Origin of the sequence: Stenotrophomonas sp. GD03877, from assembly GCF_029840555.1 — a bacterium.
Taxonomy (GTDB): Bacteria; Pseudomonadota; Gammaproteobacteria; order Xanthomonadales; family Xanthomonadaceae; genus Stenotrophomonas; species Stenotrophomonas geniculata.
In genome coordinates this window covers 19,634-38,980 of record NZ_JAOCCT010000028.1, presented here as the reverse complement: position 1 = coordinate 38,980, position 19,347 = coordinate 19,634, and the positions used below count along the sequence as shown (strand labels likewise).

Here is a 19,347-nt window from a genome sequence, read left to right as displayed (position 1 = left end):
TACCCGGAAAGCGATGATGAGTAACTTGTTTAGATACGGACGTTCGTCCGTCGTAAGCGGCCTTCTGATGCTCATGAGCGTCGGTGCGTTGGCCTATGACTTCAAAAGGATGGAGGCGGCCATCGAGTCGCTCTCGCCTACCACGCAAAGCGAATGGGAGCGCAAGGCCACAGCGGGTGAACCCATTGCGCAGAACGTCACCGGCATGGCGTACAAGTACGGCATCGGCGTCGCGCAGGATCAGGCAGTCTCGTGGAAGTGGTTCCGCTCAGCGGCAGAGCAGGGCGAGGCGGACGCCCAGTTCAACCTCGCGCGCATCTACGAAGGGCATGCCAACGACACCTTCTATCGTCGCCACGCACGGCCTGTGCCCGCTGACGACAGCGAGGCCGTGAATTGGTACCGCCGCTCCGCTGAGCAGAACCACACACAGGCGCAAGTTAAGCTGGCACAGCTGTACGCGAAGGGCGTCGCTCCGGCCGCGTCCGATCTGGTCCAGGCGTACAAGTGGTTCGGCATCGCCGCCGCCCGCGGCGACGAGACCGCGGTCAAGCTGCGCGCCGAGCTTGCGGCCAGATTGACACGTGAGCAGATCGCGGACGGCGATGCTCAGGCTATGGAATGGACAAGAAGTTCCAGTGTTAAGCAGTGAGCGACATCATGGGCTTGATTACACGCATCGCCGATAAAACCGGAGCGCTCGGCAGCGTCGTTTCCGCGATGGGCTGCGCGGCTTGTTTCCCAGCCATCGCCAGTTTCGGCGCGGCCATAGGGCTGGGCTTCCTGAGTGAATACGAGGGCCTGTTTATCTCCAGGCTATTGCCGCTGTTTGCCGCCATCGCCCTGTTAGCAAACGCGCTGGGCTGGCTGAGTCATCGTCAATGGCACCGCAGCCTGCTCGGCATGATCAGGCCGGCCATCGTATTCGCGGCCACGGTTTGGCTTCTCGGCAACTGGTGGACGGCGAACCTGATGTACGTCGGTCTGGCCTTGATGGTCGGGGTGTCGATCTGGGATTTCGTCTCGCCGGCACATCGCCGCTGCGGCCCGGACGGCTGCGAACTGCCACCACAACATGGCTGACGGAAACGACCGTCGCCGACAACAGAGAAGGAACAAACATGACCACCCTTAAGATCACCGGCATGACCTGCGATTCGTGCGCTACGCACGTCAAGGAAGCCTTGGAGAAAGTGCCCGGCGTACAGTCGGCCGTCGTGTCCTACGCCAAGGGCGCGGCCCAACTCGACCTTGACCCCGGCACCGCATCGGACGCACTGACTGCCGCCGTGGCCGGACTCGGCTACAAGGCAACGTTCGCTGATACCTTATCGACGGACAACCGCGCCGGGCTACTCGACAAGGTACGCGGCTGGATGGGGACCGCCGACAAGGGCAGCGACGGTGAACGCCAGTTGCAGGTCGCCGTGATCGGTAGCGGCGGCGCTGCAATGGCGGCGGCGCTGAAGGCCGTCGAGCAAGGCGCGAAAGTCACGCTGATCGAGCGCGGTACTATCGGCGGCACCTGCGTCAACATCGGCTGCGTACCGTCCAAGATCATGATCCGTGCCGCCCACATTGCGCATCTGCGCCGTGAAAGTCCGTTCGACGATGGCATCGCGGCTACTGTGCCGGCGATTAACCGCAGCAAACTACTGGCCCAGCAGCAGGCGCGCGTCGATGAGCTGCGCCACGCCAAGTATGAAGGCATCCTGGATGGCAACCCGGCCATCACCGTTCTGCATGGTGAAGCGCGTTTCAAGGATGACCAAAGCCTTACCGTCCGTTTGAACGATGGCGGCGAGCGCGTCGTGGTGTTCGATCGCTGCCTGGTCGCCACTGGTGCCAGTCCGGCCATTCCGCCCATCACTGGTTTGAAAGGCACGCCGTACTGGACATCTACCGAGGCCCTAGTGAGTGACACCATTCCCGAACGCCTAGCCGTGATCGGATCGTCGGTGGTGGCGCTGGAACTGGCGCAAGCCTTCGCCCGGCTGGGCAGCCAGGTCACGATCCTGGCGCGCAGCACACTGTTCTTCCGCGAAGACCCGGCCATCGGTGAGGCCGTCACAGCCGCCTTTCGTGCCGAAGGAATCAAGGTTCTGGAACACACGCAAGCCAGCCAGGTCGCCTATGCGGACGGCGAATTCGTGCTGACCACAGGGCACGGCGAAGTGCGCGCCGACAAGTTGCTGGTCGCTACCGGCCGCACGCCGAACACGCGCAGCTTGGCGCTGGAAGCGGCGGGTGTCGCCGTCAATGCGCAGGGAGCCATCGTCATTGACAAGGGCATGCGCACCAGTACGCCACACATTTATGCCGCAGGAGACTGCACTGACCAGCCGCAATTCGTCTATGTGGCAGCGGCCGCCGGCACCCGTGCGGCCATCAACATGACCGGCGGAGACGCTACGCTCAATCTGACCGCGATGCCGGCGGTGGTGTTCACCGATCCGCAGGTCGCCACTGTGGGCTACAGCGAGGCGGAAGCGCACCACGACGGGATCGAGACCGACAGCCGCCTGCTAACACTGGATAACGTGCCGCGTGCGCTCGCCAACTTCGACACACGCGGCTTTATCAAGCTGGTAATCGAGGAAGGTAGCGGACGACTCATTGGGGTACAGGCAGTGGCCCCGGAAGCGGGCGAGCTGATCCAGACGGCGGTGCTCGCGATCCGTAACCGCATGACCGTACAGGAACTGGCTGACCAGTTGTTCCCCTACCTGACGATGGTCGAGGGGCTGAAGCTCGCGGCGCAGACCTTCACCAAGGATGTCAAACAATTGTCCTGCTGCGCAGGATGAAAGGAGATGGAACCATGAAGCTCGCCCCATATATTTTAGAACGTCTCACTTCGGTCAATCGTACCAATGGTACTGCGGATCTCTTGGTCCCGCTACTGCGGGAACTCGCCAAGGGGCGTCCGGTTTCACGAACGACACTTGCCGGGATTCTCGACTGGCCCGCTGAGCGAGTGGCCGCCGTACTCGAACAGGCCACCAGTACCGAATATGACAAAGATGGGAACATCATCGGCTACGGCCTCACCTTGCGCGAGACTTCGTATGTCTTTGAAATTGACGACCGCCGTCTGTATGCCTGGTGCGCGCTGGACACCTTGATATTTCCGGCGCTGATCGGCCGTACAGCTCGCGTCTCATCGCATTGCGCTGCAACCGGAGCACCCGTTTCACTCACGGTTTCACCCAGCGAGATACAGGCTGTCGAACCTGCCGGCATGGCGGTGTCCTTGGTATTGCCGCAGGAAGCAGCCGACGTTCGTCAGTCCTTCTGTTGCCATGTACATTTCTTTGCATCTGTCCCGACGGCGGAAGACTGGGCCTCCAAGCATCAAGGATTGGAAGGATTGGCGATCGTCAGTGTCCACGAGGCTTTCGGCTTGGGCCAGGAGTTTAATCGACATCTGTTGCAGACCATGTCATCTAGGACACCGTGATCGGATATCGACCCAATGTTCTACGGCACCGGCATCGGATTCGCAGCGCGCGGATTGAACTCGGCGAAACGGTATATGCATTGCCGTGAACCGACCAAAAGGAGGTGTTCGATGAACGCCTACACGGTGTCCCGGCTGGCCCTTGATGCCGGGGTGAGCGTGCATATCGTGCGCGACTACCTGCTGCGCGGATTGCTGCGGCCAGTCGCCTGCACCACGGGTGGCTACGGCCTGTTCGATGACGCCGCCTTGCAGCGACTGTGCTTCGTGCGGGCCGCCTTCGAGGCGGGCATCGGCCTCGGCGCATTGGCGCGGCTGTGCCGGGCGCTGGATGCGGCGAACTGCGATGAAACTGCCGCGCAGCTTGCTGTGCTGCGTCAGTTCGTCGAACGCCGGCGCGAAGCGTTGGCCAATCTGGAAGTGCAGTTGGCCGCCATGCCGACCGCGCCGGCACAGCATGCGGAGAGTTTGCCATGAACAGCCCCGAGCGCATGCCGGCCGAGACGCACAAACCGTTCACCGGCTACCTGTGGGGCACGCTGGCCGTGCTGACTTGCCCCTGCCACCTGTCCATCCTCGCTGCCGTGCTGGCCGGCACAACCGCCGGTGCATTCCTTGTCGAGTATTGGGTCATCACGGCGCTCGGTTTGACCGGCCTGTTTCTTCTGTCACTGGCGCGGGCGTTGCGGGCATTCAGGGAAAGATCATGAGCGCTTCCCGGCCGGATGGATGGACTACGGCGGAGGGCCCAAGCGTTCGAGCGCGGGCAAGGCTTTCTGTTCGCAAAGCCGATGCCGGCGGCGGCATTCGCCGTCTTCGTCAGTCAATGGAGGGGTGCCACCATGAATGCAAATGATCCGACCGCCACCAGTTGCTGCGTGTGCTGCAAGGAAATTCCGCTCGATGCCGCCTTCACACCGGAAGGCGCGGAGTACGTCGAGCACTTCTGCGGGCTGGAGTGTTATCAACGTTTCCAGGCGCGGGCCAGCACTGCGACCGAAACGAGCGGCGAACCGAACGCTTGCGGTTCGCCGCCGTCAAATTGAGACAAACCACGCTTTCGCTACGTCGCCTCATGTCGGCATCAAATTCGGCTGAGTAGCTTCTCGCCATCTGGACGTAGCTCGCCCTTGGGTGAAATATGCCGATACAGGGTCTGCCGCGTGATGCCAAGTTCCTGGCACAGGTCGCCGACCTTGGTCTCTGACTGCCCCATTGCCGCCATCGCCAGCCGCAGCTTGGCGGCGGTCATCTTGAACGGCCGGCCGCCTTTCCGGCCGCGTGCCCGTGCTGAGGCCAGGCCCGCCACGGTGCGCTCGGCGATCAACTCGCGCTCGAACTCGGCCAGCGCGGCGAAGATACCGAAGACCAGCTTGCCGGCGGCGGTCGTGGTGTCAATGGCCGCGCCGTGCCCGGTCAGCACCTTGAGGCCGATGCCGCGTCCGGTCAGGTCATGGACGGTATTGATCAGATGGCGCAGGTCGCGCCCGAGCCGATCCAGTTTCCAAACGACCAACGTGTCGCCTGGCCGTAGTGCCTTCAGACAGCTCGCCAGACCGGGACGATCCTCGCGTTTTCCGGACGCTTGGTCTTCATAGAGATGCGCCGGATCAACACCGGCCGCGACCAGCGCATCGCGCTGCAAGTCCGTCGCCTGGGAGCCATCCGCCTTCGATACTCGCATGTAGCCAATCAGCATCTTGTACCTGTCACATATACGTTCTATTATGTGACAGTTTGCATCGGGAAGCTCTGCACGTCAAAATTTGTCACTTAACCCGTCATTCTGCCTAAGGCATGCAAAGGGTAGGCTAGGCTCATAATGTGACAGAAATTCCGGGGGGATGCCTTCCTTCGCGAAGGTGGCGCGCAACTGTTCCAAGGAAGCGGGGTCGCGCCGACCATAGGAAGCCAACGCGAACAGCGAGCGTGCCGTCTCGGGGTTGTGTCGTGCTTCAATGATGGCCTCATCAATGGCCTGGATTGCACGCTGCCAGTGATCGACGGGTTCGGGCTTCGGCGCTTTCGCCGGCAGGCCACTGGTGAACCCGGTTTGGGGCTCGGACCAGAATAGCTTTGCGTGCTCGCCTGGCGGGCTTATATCCCTCACCTCAATCAAGCTGATTGCCGTTGCCGCCGCCTCCAGCATCTGCAACCGTACTGCCGGGTTCAGGGTTTCATACGGTCGCCACAGACTTTGCCCAGCACGCAGCGGATGCCCGCAGCATTCCCAGATTTGGCGGAGATACCCCGCGTAGGTGCCGCACGTCGAAAGCGGGGTGTTCAGCTCATCGAGCAGCGTGCGTAGCAGCCTAAACCACAATCCGGCGTGGATGCGTCGGCGCGGCAACTCCACGTGGCCGGTCGTCAGTGCCTGCCAGGTACGCTGGTCCATCGCCGCAATCGCGTCGCTGGCAGTGCGCGGTTCGGCGTCGGCGTTCTCCCAGCCGAGAAACCGCCCTGGCACGCCCCAATAGGATTCCAGCCAGCAGCCATGCAGTGGGCAGCTCAGCATCAGGGGCAGCTTCCACGCGAGCAGTACGGCTTGGTTCTCCGGATCGTTCAGGCAGAGCGGACAGGCGCGGTGTATCGGTTGGGTGGGCAGCCAGGCACGCCAGCTCGTGATGGATCGCGTCTTACGGCGGAGTCTCGGCAGCAGTACCGAGAGCTGGAACGCATAGGTTTCCAATGCGGCTGGAATCTGATCATCAAGGCTGTCCAGTAGCCAAGGCACCCAGCCGGCGAAACTCATGCAGCGCAGCCGATCCAGCTCGATACCGCTCCGCTGGAAGAGCATCATCAGCAGCGACAGTGGTGGCGCGGTATCCAGGTCATCAACCTGGCCGTGACCAAGATCGTGCTCCAGCAGGTCGGACACCTCCATGTGATAGCAAAGGGCCACGCGGTTGAGCCATGAAGACAAGGCTTCGCCTTCCTTGGGAGCCGGATGCAGCGGCCAGCGTGGCGCTGGCTTCACATCAGTTCCCGCTCGAATTGCCGACGCCGCTCGCTTGGGCCGGTGTAATCGGCCATGCTGAGCGTGCGGTGGTTGATCGCTTCCTCGCCGCTCTCCACGGCGACGAGGGCCGCCGCCATCAGCAAGTGCGCCAGTTCGCCGATGGTGCCCTCGCTGCGTGTGAGCAGGTAGCGGGCCATGTCCAGCGTGGCAATCGACGAGGGTCGCCGCAATGGAAGCGAAGCGGCGAAGCTGGCCAGCAGTGAGCAGCAATCGTCGTTGGCCTCCCACACCGGCAGCATCATGGGCTCGAAGCGGTTTTCCAATTGGTCATCCGAGCGGATGGCCAGGTAGGCGTCGCGCGTGCCGACCCCGACCAATGGGATGCGCAGCTCATTGCCGAGGAAGCGCAGCAGGTTGAGAAATTCCCGCCGGTTGACGCTGTTGCCGGCCAAGACGTTGTGCAGCTCGTCGATCACCAGCATGCGCACGCCGACCTTGCGCAGCAGTGCCAGCGCCAGTTGCTCCATTTCCGGCAGCCGTGGGCGCGGGCGCAATGGTGCCCCCATCGCGGCAAGTAGCGCGACGTAGAAGCGGATCACCGACGGTTCGGACGGCATCTGCACGACCAGCACCGGCATGTGTTCCTGGTCCGCGTCGGAGCTGGCCGGATGCGTGCGCCGGAATTTCTCGATGATCATCGACTTGCCGTTGTTGGTCGGGCCAACCAGCAGCAGGTTGGGCATGCGTTGCTTGTTTGGCCACGCATACAGGGTTTCCAGCCGGTTCAGCGCCTCGACCGCGCGCGGGTAGCCGATCCAGCGGTCGGCGCGAAGGCGCTGGATGCGCTCGTCCGCCGGCAGCCGAGCCAGCCCCTGTGCCGCTGGCAGCAGGTGTGACAAGTCGATGATGGGATATTCGTCCACGGCTACCACTCCTCGATCTGGTCGAACGGTTTGGCCGGAGGCAGGTTGTCTGCCTGCGGATCAGCAACGTCCGTTTTCGGCGGAATCGGCTTGTCCGGCGGAGGCGATGCCTTGAGGTGCTGGCGTCGATCCGCGTCGCGCCGCGCCTTGCGCGTGGCCTTCTGTGCGGTGGTCACGATCTCGCGCATCTGCCCGATCATGCGGAACAGCGCCGACTCATCCACCTGTTCGCGTCCCTGCTGCCGCAATTTCGTCAGCGCCTGCCGTTGTTCCCAGAGGGTGACAGCCGGGTGCGACAAGGTACGGTAGGGGATTTCCAGGTAATGCTGCCCCTCCGGTTCCAGCACCCAGATACGGCTGATGTCACGCGGGTCGCGCCGGATCAGGAAAGCGGGCAAGCGGTCGCGTCGTGCGATCCACGGTTTGAGCGCATCGGCGTAGTAGTGAATGTGGTCGATGACAAAGCCGGTGCGAGTCAGAGTACGGCGAATGATGGGCAGGAAATCGACCAAAAAAGCCAAGGCGCGGGTGACGACAGCCGGTACACCGACACGCGCCACGGCTTCTGACCAGCGCGCCGCCGGCGGCTGAAGCAGGCCGTTGTGCACAGAGCCGTGATAGGTGCCCACCGCCAACGTGAGCCAGCGCTCCAGCTCACGCAATGTCAGGGCGGCCTTGTTTTCGGAATCGTAGTCCCCGCGCTGGTCAGGGTTGGAGAAGGTCGTCCCTGGCAATTCATCGTGGATCATCTGCATCGCCGTACCGATGATCCGTTCCACGATGCCGCCGTAGTGCGGCTGCCCTGGCGGACGATAGTCCAACCGGATGCCGTGCTGCTCGCAGCCACGGCGCAGCGCCTCGCTCTTGAACTCGGCCGCGTTGTCCAAGTAGAGCAGCCTGGGCTTGCCGCTCATCGGCCAATCCATTTCTATATTCAGACCCTCCAGCCAGGGACGCTTGTCGCAGGCGACATGCACAAGGCACAGGCCGACCGAAACAGATGACGGCGCTTCCAGCGTGACGACCATGCCGAGCACGCAGCGGGTAAACACGTCGATGGCGATGGTCAGATACGGACGGCCAATCGGTTGCCGGTCGCGCTCGTCCACCACGATCAGGTCGATGACCGTGTGATCAATCTGCACTTGTTCCAGTGGCGCGGTCACGGCGGGAGGCTCACCACCGACACCTTGCAGGCTGCGGGACGCATCCTGACCTTCCCGGCGGCGAGTGGCCTTGAGCGGGTCGAGGCCGGCGATCCGCAGGGCCAAAGTGTTGCGCGCCGGCACCCGTAGCTTTTGCGCTTTGCAAGCCTGCGCGACCTCGCGGTGGAACGCCGCCAGGCTACGCTTCTGCTTGGTCAGGAAGCGCTTTTGCAGCAACTCGCGGATGATGCGCTCAACTGATTCCGGCAAGCGTCCCTTGCCTTTTCCGCCGCCGGACTGGCCGGGAACCAGGTCCGTCACAAACCCAGCACCTTGCCGGGCACGCCGGATCAGGACATACACCTGTCGCCTGGATAGGCCCAGCGCTTGAGCAGCGGCATCGGCGGCTTCATGCCCAACCACTTCAAGCGCTGCCAGCGGCCCGATGATTTCGGTCCGGTGCCGGGCCTGTGCCCATGCCGCATCGGGCAGGGTGGCCACGCCCTGCTCGGCAATTGGTAATGTGTCTGACGCCATGCTCACACCTCGCTTTGGTGCACACGAGTATTGAGCATAGTCGAGATTGGTGCAGATGACTTCTGATATTGCGTGGTCAGGAGCCGACTGCACACCTGGCGTTACGCCCCGTCAATTGGTGCAGTCGTCTTCTGAAAATGACAAGCGGCGCGGCCCTGCCTGACATCCAGTTAGGGTATGCCTCAATCTGACGGTAGCGAGTCGCAGGCGTTCGGATCGGCATCGGTTTCGTTCCCTGTCTTGGCACGCGCTTCGAAGCGTTGATAACACTCCAACCCGCAGAAGTGCTCGACGTATTCCGCGCCTTCCGGGGTGAAGGCGGCATCGAGCGGGATTTCCTTGCAGCACACGCAGCAACTGGTGGTGGTCGAGTCACTTGCATTCATGGTGGCACCCCTCCATTGACTGACGAAGACGGCGAATGCCGCCGCCGGCATTGGCTTCGCGAACAGGAAGCCTTGTCCTGTGTCGCAGTCCGCTTGTCGCAATAGATCAAGACTCGCCGATGTTTCCACGCCTTCAGCCACCACATCCATGCCCAGCCCGTGCGCAAGCTGAATCACGGTGTGCACGATGGTTTGGTCGCGGCGGTCGTTGGCGAGCCCGGCGACAAACGATTGGTCGATCTTGAGCGTGCTGATTGGGCAGCACTTCAGATGTTGCAGACAGGAATACCCCGTCCCGAAGTCATCGGCGGCGAAGCGCACACCGATCTGCCGCAAGGCGTCCAGGGCGGGGAAGATCGCCGGATCACCAAACGCGACCGATTCGGTCAGCTCGATTTCGAGATACTCGGCGGGCAACTCGGCATCAGCCAGCACGCCCTTTACCCACCCGTCGAAGTCCGGTCCCACTTGGCTCGCCGAAACATTGACGGCCAGCCGGAACGGTCGCCATGCCAGCATTCGCCAGTCACGCATCTGGCGGCAGGCTTCACCCAGCACCCAAGCGCCGATTTCAGGCATCAGGCCGGACGATTCGACCACGGGCAGGAACTGGCCCGGTGGCAATAGTCCAAGCGTCGGATGACGCCAGCGCAACAGGGCTTCCGCGCCGACAATCCCACCACTGCGCAGATCGACGACGGGCTGGTAGTGCAGTTCAAGCTGCCCGCGCTCGACCGCTTGGGCCAGTTCCGGCGTCGTCCATCCATCCGGCCGGAAAGCGCTCATTCTCTTTCCCTGAATGCCCGCAACGCCCGCGACAGGGACAGAAGGAACAGGCCGGTCAAACCGAGCGCCGCGATGACCCAATGCTCGCCGAGGAAAGCACCGGCGGTTGTGCCGGCCAGCACGACAGCGAGGATGGGCAGGTGGCAGGGGCAAGTCAGCACAGCCAGTCCGCCCCACAGGTAGCCGGTGATCGGTTTGTGCGTCTCGGACGGCAAGCGCTCGGGGTTGTTCATGGCAGACTCTCCGCGTGCTGTGCCGGCTCGGTCGGCAGGGTGGCCAACTGCACTTCCAGATCGGCCAACGCTTCGCGCCGACGCTCGACGAACTGACGCAGCAGGGCAAGCTGCGCGGCCGCTTCGTCGCCGTCCGCCGCATCCAGCGCCCGGCACAGCCGCGCCAGCGCGTCGAGGCCGTTGCCCGCCTCGAAGGCCGCCCGCACGAAGCACAGCCGTTGCAAGGCGGCGTCATCGAACAAGCCGTAGCCGCCTGGTGTGCACGCCACCGGGCGCAGCAATCCGCGCAGCAGGTAGTCGCGCACGATATGCACGCTCACCCCGGCATCAAGAGCCAGCCGGGACACCGTGTAGGCGTTCATTGAACACCTCCTTTTTCTCACCCGGCGCAGCAGGAAAGCTGCTTCACATCCTTGTTGAAGGTCTGCGCCGCGAGCTTCAACCCCTCGACCATCGTCAGGTAGGGGAACAACTGGTCGGCCAGTTCCTGCACCGTCATGCGGTTGCGAATGGCCAGAGCCGCCGTCTGGATCAGTTCACCCGCTTCCGGCGCGACCGCCTGTACGCCGATCAGCCGATGGCTGCCTTCCTCGATAACCAACTTGATGAAGCCGCGTGTGTCGAAGTTGGCGAGCGCACGCGGCACGTTGTCCAAGGTCAAGGTGCGGCTGTCGGTCTCGATCCCGTCGTGGTGGGCTTCCGCCTCGCTGTAGCCCACGGTCGCCACTTGCGGATCGGTGAACACCACGGCCGGCATTGCGGTCAGGTCGAGCGCCGCATCGCCGCCGGTCATGTTGATCGCGGCACGGGTGCCGGCCGCTGCCGCCACATAGACGAACTGCGGCTGGTCGGTGCAGTCGCCGGCCGCGTAGATGTTCGGGTTGCTCGTGCGCATGCCTTGGTCGATGACGATGGCACCTTGCGCATTGACAGTGACCCCCGCTGCGTCCAGCGCGAGGCTGCGCGTGTTCGGTGTCCGACCGGTGGCAACCAGCAGTTTGTCGGCGCGCAATTCACCGTGCGTGGTGGTCAGCACGAATTCACCGTCCATATGGGCGACCTGGCTGGCTTGCGTGTGCTCCAGCACCTCGATGCCCTCGGCACGGAAAGCGGCTGTCACCGCCTCGCCGATGGCCGGGTCTTCACGGAAGAACAAGGTATTGCGCGCCAGGACCGTGACCTTGCTGCCCAGCCGGGCAAAGGCTTGCGCCAGCTCCAGCGCCACCACCGACGAGCCGATTACGGCAAGGCGTTCGGGAATGGTGTCGCTCGCCAGGGCCTCGGTGGAAGTCCAGTAGGGTGACTCTTTCAAGCCCGGAATCGGCGGGACCGCCGGGCTGGCACCCGTGGCGACCAGGCAGCGGTCGAACATCACGACGCGCTCGCCACCCTCGTTCAAACGGACGGTAAGGCTCTGGTCGTCCTTGAAGCGCGCCTCACCGTGCACAACGGTGATGGCCGGATTACCGCCCAGGATGCCTTCGTACTTGGCGTGCCGCAGTTCGTCGACGCGGGCCTGCTGCTGGGCCAGCAGCTTACTGCGGTCAATCGTAGGCACAGTTGCCGCAATACCGCCATCGAACGGGCTTTCCCGGCGCAGATGGGCGATGTGGGCGGCGCGGATCATGATCTTGGACGGCACACAGCCGACATTGACGCAGGTGCCGCCGATGGTGCCGCGCTCGATCAGCGTGACCTGCGCGCCTTGCTCGACGGCCTTCAGCGCCGCCGCCATCGCGGCTCCACCGCTGCCAATGACCGCTACCTGCACCGGGGGCTCGTTGCCACTGTGCTTTTCGGCGGCGGCCATCCATCCCCGCACCTTGTCGAGCAGTCCGACGCGGTTGTCCGCCAGTGGCGCATCGGCTAGCGTTGCCTTGTAGCCCAGTCCGGCCACGGCGGCAGTCAGCGCGTCCGGCGATGTGCCCGGCACGATGGCGAGTTGCGCTGTGCCCTTCGGATAGGACACCAGCGCCGACTGCACGCCTGGCACTTTTTCCAGCGCTTCCTTGACGTGCGCCGCGCACGAGTCGCAAGTCATGCCGGTGATTTTTAGATGGGTCATGCAACAGATCCTTTATCGTTTGTGGCGCCAGACAATGACGTCCGTTGTGCTGCGGTGCCGTTTTCAGTGACTCACTGCTTGACGCTGGACGGATAGCCCGCGTCTGCGGTTGCCTTGGTCAGCTTCTGCACGCTGGTCTTGGCATCGTCGAAGGTGACGACCGCTTGGCGTGTCTCGAAAGTCACGTCAACTTTGCTGACGCCTTCGACCTTGGAAATCGCCTTCTTGACAGTGATCGGGCAGGCGGAGCAGGTCATGCCCGGTACGGACAGCGTGACGGTCTGGGTGGCGGCCCAGACGGGGGCAACAACGGCGGCGAGGGCGAGGGAGGCAAACAGTTTCTTCATGGTGAACTCCGATCAGTAGAAAAATGGCATGACGTAGGGAAATCCGAGCGCGACCAGAACCAGCGCGGCCACGATCCAGAAAATGAGCTTGTAAGTAGCTCGCACTTGGGGAATCGCGCAGACCTCACCCGGTTTGCAGGCCGCTGCCTGCCGGTAGATGCGCCGCCAGGCGAAGAACAACGCCACCAGCGCCACGCCGATAAAGATGGGGCGATAGGGTTCCAACACCGCCAAGTTGCCGATCCAAGCGCCGCTGAACCCCAAGGCGATCAGAACCAACGGCCCGAGGCAGCAAGCCGAGGCGAGGATGGCGGCAAGCCCTCCAGTGAAGAGCGCGCCGCGCCCGGTTTTTGGTTCAGACATGCGCTTGTCCTTTCGAATTGAAATTGGATAGCGTAACCTTACTTCCGTACTCATGTACGGAGTCAAGCGATATGGAAAACAATTTGGAGAACCTGACCATTGGCGTTTTCGCCAAGGCGGCCGGGGTCAATGTGGAGACCATCCGTTTCTATCAGCGCAAGGGCTTGTTGCTGGAGCCTGACAAGCCCTATGGCAGCATCCGCCGCTATGGCGAGGCGAATGTAACGCGGGTGCGCTTCGTGAAATCAGCCCAGCGGCTGGGCTTCAGCCTGGATGAGATCGCCGAGCTGCTGCGGCTGGAGGATGGCACCCATTGCGAGGAAGCCAGCAGTCTGGCCGAGCACAAGCTCAAGGACGTGCGCGAGAAAATGGCTGACCTGGCGCGCATGGAGGCCGTGCTGTCTGAGTTGGTGCGCGCCTGCCATGCGCGAAGGGGGAACGTTTCCTGCCCGCTGATCGCGTCACTACAGGGTGGAGCAAGCTTGGCAGGTTCGGCTATGCCTTAGCGTGCTTTATTTTCCGTTTTCTGAGACGACCCCTTAGAAAGCCTAGTCAAAGAGCTGTCACGAGAACACCGTTAGCTTAGCGTACGATTTTTTCCGAATTCTGCGGTTCCCCCTTCCTCCGCATCTACGAGCTTGCACTGCAGGCCAGCTTCCGCGCAGATTTCACAATAGAACAGCTATCTGCCGAGCTAGGGCTGGTGGTGGACCAACTCTGGCCGAACTTTGAGAAAGCGGTTAGCGAAGCGGGATTGCCGATCGAGCAACTCGGGACCGAGTTGGTGCTTGGTGGATGGTCGTTGAAGAACGGCCGGATGATGGCCACGGCGTATGCGAAGAGTGACAGCCGGCGCCCTTGCGTTGTCCAGCCGATCGGGGGGCAGATGGCGTCGCCGGGCGAACCGCTCCAGGCCGCGACCCCTAGCATGGCCCAGGTGGATCTGCTGGCCCATGCGCGTCTCCAGGTCAGCTACCTCAATGGGCAATTGGGCCGGAAAGTAGCAGGAGGTCGACTGCTAGTTGGGTTTCTGCAGAAGGGGCAAGCCCTGCTCAAGGATCTAGGAGAGATCTAGGTCGCGGGAGTCAAATACGCTAGGGGCTGAAATCGAAGTTCAGGTCTGGCCCTAAGGCAGAAGGCCAAAGCAGACCAAGGTCGTCCGTGGATTTGGGATGTTTATCGAGGGCAGGGTGGATGTCCGCTTCTGGCCGGAAGCGGACATTGGGCGGCGACCGGCCGGGTGATGGCATCCGCCTTCGACCCAAAGCGGGCATCGTTCTCGACACACCTGAGTTGATCCGTACTCCAAAGCCTGTTTCCGCTACCCCTTGTAGTGCTCGACGTAGAGCCCCAAAGCTGCCAACGACGCATACACGGCGGACCCAGCGTTGGTCGCGTACAAGGCAAAGGGAACCGGAGGATCGCAGGGAACTGTTGCGATGAACCACGGAGCTGAGCTCGTCAAGCTCGTCCTAGGTGATGTGAGGAATCCTAGCTCCCTACGCATACCTAGCGCCTCGCGGACGTACGCCTTGTTCCAGCCGCCAGTCTTGCACGAGACCCCAAGAAGTAACTCCGTAAATGCGGGATAGCGACGGGTCTTAATCGGACGATATACACCGACGTCAATCTCGTGACGGTCAGCCGCTTTGACCACCGTCGTGCCTTTCCAGCTATGGCTTAGTGTGGTGACCTGCACTGAAATCCTAATCTCGAGCTTCTCAGTAGACGTAGATCCACTGATGTAATCGTGATCCGGATGGTTTGCTTTGCATGGAGATCCTCCAAACGTCAGGACGCCTGCCATCTTGGGGGTACACGTGAGCTTGTAGCCCGCACTATCGATGATTCGCAGAAGCCTAAGCAGCACCCGAAGTTCGTAAGCCTTTCCTTGCGCGTAGGGAGACCCGCTCGCCTTAGCACGCGAAATGGCTGCTTTCACAGCGTTGAGGATTGCTAACTTACTGATCGTCACAGTCGCGGTCCTCGTGGCGCGTGTTCCTCGCGAGGGTCGTCCGGTGGCAGATATCGAGCGATATAGGCCTCAAGATCTGCCTGCTCGTGATCCGTCAAACGCTGGGGTGATACAGTTGGTAGATGTGACCGGATTGAGCGAACTCGGCGACCTTCTGGTGTCTCAACAGTGTAATGAACGTCCTCCAGTCCGGTGAGACCTTGGACCAGCTTCCCGATCTCACCCAAGGTTTGCGAGAGGGCGTCTTGGGTCGTCACAGGTCTAAAATCGAGAACCGCCGCAAGTGCGGCTGCAGCTTGTGCATTCGTGTCGTCCTCGTAATCAGACATCGCCTGAACAATCGCGGAGCGAAGCGATCTAACAATTTGTGGATCAAGCTCAGACGCAAGGGCTAGCGCCTTCCCTATCTCCCTAATTACCTCTTCACCACCTTGATCTTCTGCCATTCACAACTCCACAGCTGTAGACATTAACGGGCCGCGCGGGATGAACCGCCCGGATTCTCTAAATTCAATTGCCGAAGGTTGCCGTTGGCAATGTTCCTTAAGAGTAAGGCACAGTGCGGTTTGGTTCCATAAGCGGATCGCGCTGGCTGTATCCCGAAGTGTGCGATGACGCCGAAGCTGGATAGTGTCGCTGAATTGGACCATCAGGCACTTAGGTCTGAGCCCTGATACAGATTGATGATATGACTCCAAGTCGCGTACGGGCTGCGAAGAGCACCGGCTACTTTGGTCCGCTTCTGACCGAAAGCGGACATTCGTTTAACCAAGGGTGAAGGAAACTTTTAGGGCCAGGATGGACTTCAACTCTCTCGTTCGCTCGCTTCTATCCGATGCGAAGATGCGCCGTAACAAGCCTCTGCGAGACTAGTGCGCGAGCCAGGTCGCTGACATTGCTCCATGGCCTATGACGTGCCCCGCACCCGCTGGTCAAATGGAACCGCCCTCGGCACCATGGGCACGACCATCTAAGGAGTTCTTCATGCTCTACCAAGATAAGTACGTCGCCTTCATCGACATGCTCGGGTTCTCCGCACTTGTCCAAGAGTCGGCAGCCGACATGAGCAAGCTTGATGAAATAGCAGAGGCCATCGACAGACTAAAGAACACAGCGTGCTGCAACCCAGCAACAGGACTTTTGTTCACTTACTTCAGCGACTGCATCGTCATATCAAGCAGCCGCTCTCCTGCTGGCCTTGCCGACATCCTGAGCTGCATCAGAATGTTGGCCGAGAACCTGCTAGTGGTTGATATATTGATACGTGGAGGGCTCACAGTTGGAAGCATTCATCATGATTCTCAGATGATCTTCGGACCGGCGATGCTGGACGCCTATCGCATGGAATGTAAGGAAGCACGCAATCCCATGGTGCTCGTGAGCGAAGAGGTGCGATCGGATGCTCGCGCTGCGGGGTTAAGCAACCTGTTGACGTGGGATGACGAAGAGCCAGACCGCCACTATGTCCACTATCTGATCTCGTACAGCGCTTATGACTCTAATCCAAGGGCGGGCGTCGTGATTCTCGATAGCCAGGCCGCTCTCATCCGGCATTTCATCGCCAAGAGGCTGCTAGGCGCTCCGGGTAAGATCCTGGATAAAGCCGAGTGGATGGAACGATATTGGAACGAGAAGGTGGCGACAGGTGGAATTCTCGGACGTGTTGACAGGGTCGCAGACCTTGTTAGGCCCAATGCGCGACCATTTCGCAGCAGACTCGCCGTTCTAGCACCGCAACCGGGCGCCACTAGTGTGGACTAGCGAATCAGGCAAGCAGCTGCCGATTCCTTGCAAAGATTCAATTCAATTGGCCATACGGAAGCACGTGCAATCCCTGATGGCAGTCGGGACCACCATCTCCCCATTGCCAGCCGCGTCTGAACCAGCGCCCGGAACGCTTCAGCGGAAGGGGCTGGTCCCTTCCGCTGGTGCCTGCCCTGGTTGCACCGGCTATGCGCGGCCACCACGTTCCCGGACACGTCTCTGCCCCCGTCCTGTTGGGCCACCAGGTGCTCGGCGGTGCATTGAAAGGCTCGGGCCTTACTGGCCTTCAGCCCGAGCTCTGAGGGTGCAGTGAGCCACATCGGCAGGCCGCAATAGAAGCAACGGCCCGATTGGGCGTAGAAGGCAGAAGTGCGAAGGGATCTGCGGCGTTTGGCGGTCATGGATGGCTCCGGAATCGAAGGATTCCCGTGCCCCCATTGGGTGGACCTCGGGCACCCGGAGCCTATTGGCTATGCGGGCACAACACCGGCGCTTTATAGCGACTGGCTAAGGCGTTATAGCTCAGCGCTTGAGCCGCTACAAGGCCCAGATGCCGACCAGAACGGGAGGGAGTCACCGACGCCCAGTTAAGGTCAAAGCTTGGTCAGGGGGCGAGCGACGCGCTTGAGCAGGTGGAGCGGGGCGTGGCGCGTCACCCAGGGAAGTCGCGGTGTTGTAGTCCTGCTCAACCCGCTGAACTGTTCGCACGTTCAGGCCCGAGATCTCGTCTAATTGTTCTTGCGACCAATGTCGCGACTGGCGGAACTGGGAAGTGCAGGCGACAAGCTCTGACCGATCAGGTGCGCAGTTGGGAACTCAAGGGCGAGCTGGATGTGGAGCCAGAAATCGAGGGCGTCTTAGGTGCGGATCCAGGAATCAAGGGCATCTTTGGGGGAGATCTGGAAATCGCGGGCGTCCTTGTGGGGAAATACGGGCGGACAGCTGTGGGATCTGGGGCGTTTCCGTTGTGGCAGTCACCAGTTTCCGGCCAATCAGACGGCGGCTATCCCGTCTCGCGAAGAACCGGCACGGTGGCACTGGTGCTACTGGTGCTGCCACTTGTTCTGCTGCCGGTGTGGGCCGCGGCGAGCGGATCCCCCCTGGCCATGCTGTTGGAGGGGGTCTACCGCGCCGGCGCCCTGGTCTTTGGCGGCGGCCACGTCGTGCTGCCATTGCTGCAGACCGCGGTTGTCCAGAGCGGCACCGTGAGCACGGCAGATCTGCTCGCCGGGTACGGTGCGGCGCAGGCGGTGCCGGGCCCTCTTTTCACATTCGCAGCGTACCTGGGGGCCATGGCCGCGGGTCCGTTGAGTGGCTGGGCGGGAGGTCTTACGCTGTTGGCGGTCATTTTCATGCCTGCCGTTCTCGTGCTCGTAGGAGTGCTGCCCTTCTGGGAGTCGCTAAGCCACCGCAAGGATCTGCAGGCTTCAATTGCAGGCGTCAACGCCGGGGTCGTCGGGATCCTGCTGGCAGCGTTGTACGACCCGGTGTGGACGAGTGCGATCCATGACCGATGGGATGTCACGATGGCGCTGGTTGCGTTCGGGCTACTGGTCGTCGCGCGTGCACCGCCGATCGTGGTGGTGTTGCTGGCTGCCATGGCGGGTTGGGCGATGGCGCGGTAGTCAGGGCATCTGCCAGAGCATATAAGCCGCCGTCATGAAAATGAGTAGCGCGAATGCAACATTCAACACTCCACGGTGCTCTGCCAACGCTGCTGATGCGCGCGCTCCGGCGATTCCGCCCGCACTTCCAGCAACGACGAATGCGGCAGCAAGTGGCCAGTTGACCAGGCCGGATTGAGCATAGTTGATGGCAGTCGTCAGACCGAAAGCGGAGACAGCTACGAGGGAGCTGCCTATTGCGGCCAGCATCGGCATGCCCGTGGCGGCCATCAGCCCAGGGACAACCAGGAAGCCGCCGCCAATACCGAAGAATCCGGAGAGTGCCCCGGAGAACGCCCCTAATCCGAGCAGTGCCGGCATGTTCCCTTTGCTGAGGCGGACGCTTGCATCACCTTCCGCATTGCGTTTGCGCAGCATAAGAATGCCTATCACGACCATCAGCAGGGCAAACATGAACAATAGTCGCTGCCCATCCACGGCCTTACCTAAGCTGGAGCCCAGATAGGCGCCAGCGATGCCTGCCAACGCGAAGACCGACGCGCACGGCCATCTCACGTTTCCCCGGCGGGCATGAACGAAAAGGTTGGAAAGTGCATTGGCAGCAACCGCCAATGCACTGGTACCGATGGCGACGTGTGGACTGTCGATGCCCACCAGGTAAAGCATGAGCGGGACAGCCAGAATAGAGCCGCCTCCGCCGACCAGCCCGAGTACGAAGCCCACCAGAATGCCGGAGAGTCCACCCAGCGCGAGCTGCAACAGGGAAAGGGTTTCCATGT

The 19,347-nt window shown here is 61.8% G+C and carries 20 protein-coding genes and 3 pseudogenes; 10 read left to right on the top strand and 13 right to left on the bottom strand.

Annotated elements, in window-relative coordinates:
* The first annotated feature begins 16 nt into the window (after nt 1-16).
* The 7 genes and pseudogenes from N5D20_RS18385 to N5D20_RS18355 all read left to right on the top strand — a co-directional run.
* Nucleotides 17-652 (top strand): tetratricopeptide repeat protein, encoded by a 636-nt coding sequence (locus N5D20_RS18385; protein ID WP_020833620.1) that lies wholly within the window; start codon nt 17-19, stop codon nt 650-652.
* Nucleotides 653-660: 8 nt separating this feature from the next.
* Complete coding sequence (gene merC, locus N5D20_RS18380; protein WP_005413394.1) at nt 661-1,083, top strand: organomercurial transporter MerC; 423 nt, start codon at nt 661-663, stop codon at nt 1,081-1,083.
* Nucleotides 1,084-1,121: 38 nt separating this feature from the next.
* Nucleotides 1,122-2,807, top strand: a complete 1,686-nt coding sequence (merA, locus tag N5D20_RS18375) for a mercury(II) reductase (RefSeq protein WP_005413393.1) — start codon at nt 1,122-1,124, stop codon at nt 2,805-2,807.
* 14 nt (nt 2,808-2,821) lie between these two features.
* On the top strand, nt 2,822-3,460 hold the full coding sequence (merB, locus tag N5D20_RS18370) for an organomercurial lyase MerB (RefSeq protein WP_000761850.1): 639 nt from the start codon (nt 2,822-2,824) through the stop codon (nt 3,458-3,460).
* Between the two features lie 111 nt (nt 3,461-3,571).
* Nucleotides 3,572-3,937 (top strand): mercury resistance co-regulator MerD, encoded by a 366-nt coding sequence (gene merD / locus N5D20_RS18365; protein WP_000995361.1) that lies wholly within the window; start codon nt 3,572-3,574, stop codon nt 3,935-3,937.
* Nucleotides 3,934-4,170 (top strand): broad-spectrum mercury transporter MerE, encoded by a 237-nt coding sequence (gene merE / locus N5D20_RS18360; RefSeq protein ID WP_005413392.1) that lies wholly within the window; start codon nt 3,934-3,936, stop codon nt 4,168-4,170. Before merD (N5D20_RS18365) ends, merE (N5D20_RS18360) begins: the two co-directional genes overlap by 4 nt.
* A 54-nt stretch (nt 4,171-4,224) precedes the next feature.
* Nucleotides 4,225-4,506, top strand: a pseudogene (locus N5D20_RS18355) (DUF3330 domain-containing protein); the annotation flags it as partial.
* A gap of 38 nt (nt 4,507-4,544) precedes the next feature.
* Here N5D20_RS18355 and N5D20_RS18350 read toward each other — a convergent pair.
* The 10 genes from N5D20_RS18350 to merT all read right to left on the bottom strand — a co-directional run bounded on the left by N5D20_RS18350 (nt 4,545) and on the right by merT (nt 13,204).
* Complete coding sequence (locus tag N5D20_RS18350) at nt 4,545-5,159, bottom strand: recombinase family protein (RefSeq protein ID WP_010981357.1); 615 nt, start codon at nt 5,157-5,159, stop codon at nt 4,545-4,547.
* Between the two features lie 60 nt (nt 5,160-5,219).
* A complete protein-coding gene (locus N5D20_RS18345) occupies nt 5,220-6,437 on the bottom strand; it encodes a TniQ family protein (RefSeq protein WP_005413389.1) in 1,218 nt (405 codons plus the stop codon).
* Nucleotides 6,434-7,342 carry a TniB family NTP-binding protein gene (locus tag N5D20_RS18340; protein ID WP_003830789.1) on the bottom strand — a complete coding sequence of 303 codons (909 nt, stop codon included), beginning with the start codon at nt 7,340-7,342 and terminating at the stop codon, nt 6,434-6,436. The genes N5D20_RS18345 and N5D20_RS18340 overlap by 4 nt, the downstream gene beginning before the upstream one ends.
* 2 nt (nt 7,343-7,344) lie before the next feature.
* Complete coding sequence (locus N5D20_RS18335) at nt 7,345-9,024, bottom strand: DDE-type integrase/transposase/recombinase (RefSeq protein WP_003830788.1); 1,680 nt, start codon at nt 9,022-9,024, stop codon at nt 7,345-7,347.
* A gap of 182 nt (nt 9,025-9,206) precedes the next feature.
* The gene (locus N5D20_RS18325; protein ID WP_003132006.1) at nt 9,207-10,196 is read right to left on the bottom strand and encodes a DUF3330 domain-containing protein; all 990 of its coding nucleotides are present in this window, start codon (nt 10,194-10,196) and stop codon (nt 9,207-9,209) included.
* Nucleotides 10,193-10,429: a broad-spectrum mercury transporter MerE gene (merE, locus tag N5D20_RS18320; protein ID WP_003132004.1), complete on the bottom strand. Its 237-nt coding sequence runs from the start codon at nt 10,427-10,429 to the stop codon at nt 10,193-10,195. The genes N5D20_RS18325 and merE (N5D20_RS18320) overlap by 4 nt, the downstream gene beginning before the upstream one ends.
* The gene (gene merD / locus N5D20_RS18315) at nt 10,426-10,791 is read right to left on the bottom strand and encodes a mercury resistance co-regulator MerD (RefSeq protein ID WP_197578749.1); all 366 of its coding nucleotides are present in this window, start codon (nt 10,789-10,791) and stop codon (nt 10,426-10,428) included. The genes merE (N5D20_RS18320) and merD (N5D20_RS18315) overlap by 4 nt, the downstream gene beginning before the upstream one ends.
* Nucleotides 10,792-10,808: 17 nt before the next feature.
* On the bottom strand, nt 10,809-12,494 hold the full coding sequence (gene merA, locus N5D20_RS18310; protein WP_003156770.1) for a mercury(II) reductase: 1,686 nt from the start codon (nt 12,492-12,494) through the stop codon (nt 10,809-10,811).
* A gap of 71 nt (nt 12,495-12,565) precedes the next feature.
* Nucleotides 12,566-12,841 (bottom strand): mercury resistance system periplasmic binding protein MerP, encoded by a 276-nt coding sequence (gene merP, locus N5D20_RS18305; protein WP_003131987.1) that lies wholly within the window; start codon nt 12,839-12,841, stop codon nt 12,566-12,568.
* A gap of 12 nt (nt 12,842-12,853) precedes the next feature.
* Nucleotides 12,854-13,204 carry a mercuric ion transporter MerT gene (merT, locus tag N5D20_RS18300; RefSeq protein WP_003131974.1) on the bottom strand — a complete coding sequence of 117 codons (351 nt, stop codon included), beginning with the start codon at nt 13,202-13,204 and terminating at the stop codon, nt 12,854-12,856.
* A 71-nt stretch (nt 13,205-13,275) separates the two neighbouring features.
* Here merT and merR point away from each other — a divergent pair, with 71 nt between their 5' ends.
* Nucleotides 13,276-13,710 carry an Hg(II)-responsive transcriptional regulator gene (merR, locus tag N5D20_RS18295; protein ID WP_005413387.1) on the top strand — a complete coding sequence of 145 codons (435 nt, stop codon included), beginning with the start codon at nt 13,276-13,278 and terminating at the stop codon, nt 13,708-13,710.
* A gap of 2,453 nt (nt 13,711-16,163) precedes the next feature.
* On the top strand, nt 16,164-16,940 hold the full coding sequence (locus tag N5D20_RS18290; protein WP_032966761.1) for a hypothetical protein: 777 nt from the start codon (nt 16,164-16,166) through the stop codon (nt 16,938-16,940).
* On the opposite strand, the gene N5D20_RS24740 is transcribed toward N5D20_RS18290, so the two are convergent.
* Together N5D20_RS24740 and N5D20_RS24735 are read right to left on the bottom strand one after the other, a co-directional pair.
* Entirely contained in the window at nt 16,937-17,263 is a 327-nt protein-coding gene (locus N5D20_RS24740; protein ID WP_323162603.1) for an HNH endonuclease, read from the bottom strand. The two genes, N5D20_RS18290 and N5D20_RS24740, sit on opposite strands and share 4 nt — an antisense overlap.
* A 253-nt stretch (nt 17,264-17,516) precedes the next feature.
* A pseudogene (locus tag N5D20_RS24735) lies at nt 17,517-17,699 on the bottom strand (hypothetical protein); the annotation flags it as partial.
* Nucleotides 17,700-17,947: 248 nt separating this feature from the next.
* On the opposite strand from N5D20_RS24735, the pseudogene N5D20_RS18285 reads away from it, so the two are divergent.
* A pseudogene (locus N5D20_RS18285) lies at nt 17,948-18,568 on the top strand (chromate transporter); the annotation flags it as partial.
* On the opposite strand, the gene N5D20_RS18280 reads toward N5D20_RS18285, so the two are convergent.
* Nucleotides 18,569-19,330: a sulfite exporter TauE/SafE family protein gene (locus N5D20_RS18280; protein ID WP_080341470.1), complete on the bottom strand. Its 762-nt coding sequence runs from the start codon at nt 19,328-19,330 to the stop codon at nt 18,569-18,571.
* Nucleotides 19,331-19,347: the final 17 nt, after the last annotated feature.

Excerpts from the sequence above, each read along its gene's own strand:
- merP (WP_003131987.1), bottom strand. The coding sequence starts at position 12,841 with ATGAAGAAACTGTTTGCCTCCCTCGCCCTCGCCGCCGTTGTTGCCCCC.
- N5D20_RS18350 (WP_010981357.1), bottom strand. The coding sequence starts at position 5,159 with ATGCTGATTGGCTACATGCGAGTATCGAAGGCGGATGGCTCCCAGGCG.
- merB (WP_000761850.1), top strand. The coding sequence starts at position 2,822 with ATGAAGCTCGCCCCATATATTTTAGAACGTCTCACTTCGGTCAATCGT.
- merT (WP_003131974.1), bottom strand. The coding sequence starts at position 13,204 with ATGTCTGAACCAAAAACCGGGCGCGGCGCGCTCTTCACTGGAGGGCTT.
- merD (WP_197578749.1), bottom strand. The coding sequence starts at position 10,791 with ATGAACGCCTACACGGTGTCCCGGCTGGCTCTTGATGCCGGGGTGAGC.
- merC (WP_005413394.1), top strand. The coding sequence starts at position 661 with ATGGGCTTGATTACACGCATCGCCGATAAAACCGGAGCGCTCGGCAGC.
- merA (WP_003156770.1), bottom strand. The coding sequence starts at position 12,494 with ATGACCCATCTAAAAATCACCGGCATGACTTGCGACTCGTGCGCGGCG.
- merE (WP_005413392.1), top strand. The coding sequence starts at position 3,934 with ATGAACAGCCCCGAGCGCATGCCGGCCGAGACGCACAAACCGTTCACC.
- N5D20_RS18335 (WP_003830788.1), bottom strand. The coding sequence starts at position 9,024 with ATGGCGTCAGACACATTACCAATTGCCGAGCAGGGCGTGGCCACCCTG.
- merR (WP_005413387.1), top strand. The coding sequence starts at position 13,276 with ATGGAAAACAATTTGGAGAACCTGACCATTGGCGTTTTCGCCAAGGCG.
- N5D20_RS18325 (WP_003132006.1), bottom strand. The coding sequence starts at position 10,196 with ATGAGCGCTTTCCGGCCGGATGGATGGACGACGCCGGAACTGGCCCAA.
- N5D20_RS18290 (WP_032966761.1), top strand. The coding sequence starts at position 16,164 with ATGCTCTACCAAGATAAGTACGTCGCCTTCATCGACATGCTCGGGTTC.
- merD (WP_000995361.1), top strand. The coding sequence starts at position 3,572 with ATGAACGCCTACACGGTGTCCCGGCTGGCCCTTGATGCCGGGGTGAGC.
- merE (WP_003132004.1), bottom strand. The coding sequence starts at position 10,429 with ATGAACAACCCCGAGCGCTTGCCGTCCGAGACGCACAAACCGATCACC.
- N5D20_RS24740 (WP_323162603.1), bottom strand. The coding sequence starts at position 17,263 with ATGTGGCTCACTGCACCCTCAGAGCTCGGGCTGAAGGCCAGTAAGGCC.
- N5D20_RS18385 (WP_020833620.1), top strand. The coding sequence starts at position 17 with ATGAGTAACTTGTTTAGATACGGACGTTCGTCCGTCGTAAGCGGCCTT.
- merA (WP_005413393.1), top strand. The coding sequence starts at position 1,122 with ATGACCACCCTTAAGATCACCGGCATGACCTGCGATTCGTGCGCTACG.